Below are 3,319 nucleotides of genomic sequence, written 5' to 3'. Positions count from 1 at the left end.
CAGGCCACTTCTTGCGAAGCGTCCTATTTCATTACTTCTTGTGAACATTTGATATTTTAAGTATCACGGAGACTAGCCCCGTGTGCACTTCCATCAAACGTCCACACTTATCGACTGTGAATTGTTAAAGAACTTATTCGGTACTGCTTGCGGCGTTGTTGACAAAGCGTTTTGTTTGTCAGCCGCGAAGAAGAAAGAGTATGAACCGTTTACATCGTTTCGTCAACCCCTTCTTTTTACTACCAGATCGTTTCCGACCTGCCTCGCTTACTCTGCATTTGCATTTGCATGCACCGTTTCGCGAGGAGCCGAACTATAGCAAACGCCAGCATGATCTGGCAAGGCATTTTTTGCAGTGCACAACTGCTACAATCCCGCCCTTTTGCCGTACATGGCAAGCAGAACAAGGAACATGGCCATGGAAAATGCCAACGTCAACACCGCCAAGCGCGGCACATTCAGCTCCAGCTTCGGCGTTCTCGCCGCCACTCTGGGTTCGGCAGTCGGCCTGGGCAATATCTGGAAGTTCCCTTACCTGACCGGGGCCAACGGCGGAGCCGGCTTCCTGCTGATCTATCTGCTGGCCACGCTGGTGATCGGCTTGCCGGTCATGATGGCCGAACTCGCGGTCGGGCGCCAAGCCAGGTCCAATCCCATTACAGCTCTTCAAAAACTGGCGCCCAAGGGCCAGCCCTGGTGGCTGATCGGCGCGGCCGGCATGCTCGCCGCCTTTTTGATCCTGTCGTTCTATTCGGAAGTGGTCGCCTGGGTGTTTGCCTATGTATTCAAGGCGATCGGCGGCTCCATACTGAGCAGCGACCGTCACGTGACCGAGGCGGCGTTTAATAAGCTGATCGGCGACCCATGGCAGTCGCTGCTATGGCAATGGGGCGTACTGATCTTCATCGGCGGCATTTTGCTGATGGGCGTTACCAAGGGGATCGAAGCGCTGGCCAAGAAGCTGATGCCGCTGCTGTTCCTGCTGTTGTTGATACTGTGCGCGGTCAGCCTGTCCCTGGACAAGGCCAGCGAAGGACTGGCCTTCCTGTTTACGCCGGACTTCAGCAAGATCACCGCATCCGCCATCCTGACGGCCATGGGCCTGGCCTTCTTCAAGCTGTCGCTCGGCATGGGCGCGATGCTGACTTATGGCAGCTACTTCCGCGACGATCAGAACATCCCGATGACGACCGTGCGTGTCATGGCCGCCGACCTGTGCGTGTCCATGCTGGCGGGTATGGCCATCTTCCCTGCCGTCTTCACTTTCGGCTTCGCCCCTGCAGCCGGCCCGGCACTTGTATTCATCACGATCCCTGCCGTGTTCTCCCAGATCCCGATGGGACAGTTGCTGATGATCGCCTTCTTTGTACTGGCCGCCATCGCCGCCACTGGCGCCATGCTGTCGCTCACCGAAGTACCTGTCGTCATCCTCCACGAACGCCTGAACATTCCCCGCCGTCGCGCCACCCTGCTCACCATCCTCAGCCTGGCCGTGCTTGGCTCCACCTGTGCGCTGACGAATAACCTGCTGGCCAACTTCAAACTGTTCGGCCTGAACATGTTCGACCTTTACGACTTCATCTCGTCGAACGTCATCCTGCCGGCCGGCGGGATCTTGCTTGCCGTGTTCGTCGGCTGGGTCTGGGGCAAGGAAAAATTCACCGCTGTGCTGTCCAACCAGGGGACGCTGGCGAATCCAACCGTCACGCGCGCGGCGTTTTTCCTGCTCCGCTATGTCTCTCCGGTGCTGACCCTGCTGGTCATGCTCAAAGGGTTGAACCTACTTTAAGAAAAGGAAGAAAAGCCAACGAAAGCCGCTTCCGGAGGCGTGTTTTTTTACAATCCGGAACGCACTATGCCTATACTTGGGACGATTCGACTTTCCTCAGGGCGCTCGATGGACCAAAGTGCTTTCCCCCAAGTCCCCATGCCGACAATTCTGATTGTCGACGACTCATTGTCCTACTTAGGTGCGCTGCTGGACCGGCTCGAACGGCATGGCTTCCTGGTCGTGCTGGCCCAAACGGCCACCGAAGGCTTGATGCGCGCGGAGTTTGCCGAGCCCGACCTTATCCTGCTCGATGTAGTGATGCCCGGCATAGATGGCTTCGAAGCTTGCCGGCGCCTGAAGGCTGGCAAGGCCACCAAGGACATCCCCGTCATTTTCATGACCGGCCTGACCGATCCCAAACAAAAAGTGACGGGATTTGACGCCGGCGGTGTCGACTACATCACCAAGCCATTCCAGATCGAAGAAGTCCTTGCCCGCATCAACACGCATCTGGCCCTGCGCAAAGCCAACCGGGAATTGCAGGATATGATTGCGACCCTGGCCAAGGCGAGGGAAGATCTCGTGCGCAATGAAAAGCTGGCCGGGCTGGGCGCCATGGTGGCCGGCATCGCACATGAGCTGAATACGCCCATTGGCAACAGCCTGATGGCGGCCAGTACATTTGAAATCCAAACCGGCGAAATCACGCACGGGTTGGCCGAAAACGGCAGCCTAAAACGCTCCGAGTTCGAGAGCTACATCGAAAATGCGCGTCTTACCGTCGACATCCTGTCCCGCAACCTGCATCGCGCGGCCGATATCGTTACCAATTTCAAGCAGGTCGCCGTCGACCAGACCAGCTCCCAGCGGCGCAGCTTCTTGCTGGCCGAAGTAGTCGCTGGCAATATCTTGACGCTGCAACCGACAATCAAGCGCACGCCATTCCTTATTCAGCAAGACATTGCGGAATCCTTGATGATGGACAGCTACCCCGGGCCGTTGGGCCAGGTGGTCAACAACCTGATTAACAATGCGATCCTGCATGGCTACGATGGCTGCAGTGAAGGCGCGATCACCGTGAGCGCCAGACTGTCGTCATTCGGATGGGTAACGCTGACGGTCGAGGACCAGGGCGTCGGTATTAAACCGGCCGATTTGCATCGCATTTTTGACCCGTTCTTCACGACCAAGCTAGGCATAGGCGGCTCCGGCCTGGGGCTGAACATCGTCCACAACATCGTGACGGAAATCCTGGGCGGAACCATCGAGGTGAGCAGTGAGCCGGGCCGCGGCACCAGGTTCACGCTCAAATTACCGATGCTGGCGCCAACCAAACAGCCTGGTTGCTGAAAACAATCTCGCGATAAACAGTCGGGGAATATCGTCTCACGCCGAATGCCGGGACGAAAAAAAACCCCCGACTGCACTGAGCGCGATCTTGAGCGCGTTCAGGCTGACGGGGGTTTTTTAGTATAACTAGCCTGACGATAACCTACTTTCACACTGGTTGCAGCACTATCATCGGCGCAGAGTTGTTTCACGGTCCTG

The 3,319-nt window shown here is 57.0% G+C and carries 2 protein-coding genes; both read left to right on the top strand.

Going from position 1 to position 3,319, the window contains the following annotated elements; all coding sequences use genetic code 11:
• Nucleotides 1-418 precede the first annotated feature (418 nt).
• Nucleotides 419-1,789: a sodium-dependent transporter gene (locus AC3WOS_RS28380; protein ID WP_492720660.1), complete on the top strand. Its 1,371-nt coding sequence runs from the start codon at nucleotides 419-421 to the stop codon at nucleotides 1,787-1,789.
• A 138-nt stretch (nucleotides 1,790-1,927) separates the two neighbouring features.
• A complete protein-coding gene (locus tag AC3WOS_RS28375) occupies nucleotides 1,928-3,121 on the top strand; it encodes a sensor histidine kinase (protein WP_492720659.1) in 1,194 nt (397 codons plus the stop codon).
• The last annotated feature ends 198 nt before the right edge of the window (nucleotides 3,122-3,319 follow it).

Source organism: Rugamonas sp. FW305-51, from assembly GCF_058786935.1.
This window is presented reverse-complemented; position numbering and strand designations above follow the sequence as displayed.